The following is a 1,909-nucleotide window of genomic DNA, read 5'->3' on the forward strand; positions in this document are numbered from 1 at the left end:
CGCGCACCTGCCGCAACTGGCCCAGCGGCTGGCGGCGCTGCTGCAGGCGCATGCGCCGCACGGTCCGATGCCCGCCGCCTTGCCCGCGCTGCCGTGGCCGGACGAACCCCCCTCGCAGCGCGCGCTGCTGCAGACCACGCTGGCCAGCATGAGCCAGGGTCTGTACACCGTGGGGCCCGACGGCCGCATCACCGTCTACAACGACCGGGTGCTGGAGTTGCTGGAGCTGCCGCGCGAACTGCTCGATGCCCGGCCCACGCTGATGGAGCTCAAGCAGCTGCAGCAAGCGCGCGGCGATTTCGGCGAAAGCGCGGAACTGGTCGATGCGCAGGCGCGGGCCTATGTGCAAAGCGCTGGCGGCCTTCCGTCTCCTGCGGTGTATTGGCGCCGCACGCGCCACGGCCGCACGCTGGAGGTGCACACCACGCAACTGCCCGACGGTGGCATGGTGCGCACCTTCACCGACGTGACCGACCATGTGCGCACCCAGGCCGAACTGCGGGTGAGCGAGGCGCGCTTTCGCAGCCTGAGCGACCTTTCCTCCGATTGGTACTGGGAGCAGGACGCGTCCTTCCGGTTCATCCACTTCGTGGGCGGGCGCAACCCCGTGGGCATGGAGCCCGGCGAAGTCGTGGGGCGCACCCGTTGGGAGCTGGGCGCCCTCAACATGACCGAGGAGGACTGGGCGGCCCACCGCCGGCTGCTCGATGCGCGCGAACCCTTCCGGGAGCTCGAACTGCAGCGGCTGGCATCGGACGGCACGGCCTACTGGGTGTCGATCAGCGGCGTGCCCGTGTTCGACGAGGCCGGTGCGTTCCAGGGCTACCGGGGCGTCGGCCGCAGCATCACCGACCGCAAGCAGGTCGAGGCCGAGATCGAGCGGCTGGCGTTCTTCGACGTGCTCACCGGCCTGCCCAACCGGCGGCTGCTGATCGACCGGCTCTACCGTGCCACGCTGTCCGTCGGCCGCACGGGGCGGCACGGCGTGCTGCTGTTCATCGACCTGGACAACTTCAAGGACCTGAACGACACGCTCGGCCACGACATGGGCGACCGCCTGCTGGTGCAGGTCGCCCAGCGCCTGCAAGGCTGCGTGCGCCAGAGCGACACCGTGGCCCGTTTCGGCGGCGACGAGTTCGTGGTGCTGGCCGAAGGGCTGCCCGCCGAGGCCTGGGCCGCCAGCGCCGATGCCTCGCTGCTGGCGCGCAAGATCGGCAACGCCCTGAGCCTGCCGTACCTGCTGGACGGCATCAGCCACCACAGCACGCCGAGCATCGGGCTCACGCTCTTCGGCGAATCAGCGGGCAGCGTGGACGACCTGCTCAAGCACGCCGACATGGCCATGTACCAGGCCAAGGCGGCCGGCCGCAACGCCGTGCGCTTCTTCGACCCCGGCATGCAGGCTGCCGTCAGCGCTCGGGCCGCCCTGGAAGCGGAGCTGCGCCGCGCGCTGCAGGGGGGGCGAGCTGATGCTGCACTACCAGCCCATCGTGGACCGGCGCGGCCAGATGCTCGGCGCCGAGGCGCTGGTGCGCTGGCAGCATCCGCAGCGCGGCATGGTGTCGCCGGGCGAGTTCATCCCGGTGGCCGAGCAGAGCGGCCTCATCGTGCCGCTGGGGCAGTGGGTGCTGGAGCACGGCTGCCGGCAGCTCGTGGCCTGGTCCCGCAGCGCGGCCACGGCGCACCTGGTGCTGTCGGTGAACGTGAGCGTGCGCCAGTTCCGCCAGCCCGACTTCGTCGATCAGGTGCTGCAGGCGCTGCGCGAGAGCGGGGCGCAGCCGCGGCTGTTCAAGATCGAACTCACGGAGAGCCTGCTGCTCACCGACGTGGAGGACGTGATCGCCCGCATGGAAAAGCTGCGCGCGCACGGCGTGGGCTTTTCGCTGGACGACTTCGGCACCGGCTACTC

Annotated in this window: 1 pseudogene; it reads left to right on the plus strand. The window is 70.9% G+C overall.

What is annotated here, in order from left to right:
- Positions 1 to 7: 7 nt before the first annotated feature.
- Positions 8 to 1,909 (plus strand): annotated as a pseudogene (locus tag AC27IQ_RS23520) (putative bifunctional diguanylate cyclase/phosphodiesterase); the annotation flags it as partial.

This window comes from Acidovorax sp. KPB24-07, assembly GCF_057543315.1.